Here is a 259-nt window from a genome sequence, read left to right as displayed (position 1 = left end):
ATTAACGCCTCGTACGCTAACTTTTTACGCTACGACCAAGGCTTAAGCGCTGCTGATATTCGCGCCACTATTCCGCGTGAAGCCTATGCTTACGGTATGGAATTATCGCTACAAACGCTTAATTTAGATTTTACTCAAAATTTTGATGATTACTCACTCGCTATGGGCGCAGAAATTCGCACCGATGAGTATCGCATTTTAGAAGGCAGCGAATACGCATACCGAGATTACGACACTAATAACGGCGTAAGTATATACG

Annotated in this window: 1 protein-coding gene; it reads left to right on the top strand. The window is 43.2% G+C overall.

The window, feature by feature from the left end; translation table 11 throughout:
• The coding region (locus AAEY75_RS15910) for a hypothetical protein (protein ID WP_352260134.1) at nt 1–259 on the top strand (259 nt) is incomplete at both ends.

It is taken from the genome of Psychrobacter sp. TB55-MNA-CIBAN-0194 (assembly GCF_040309505.1).
GTDB lineage: Bacteria > Pseudomonadota > Gammaproteobacteria > Pseudomonadales > Moraxellaceae > Psychrobacter > Psychrobacter fozii.
The sequence above is the reverse complement of the archived record's forward strand: the minus strand, read 5'-3'. Positions and strand labels throughout refer to the sequence as shown.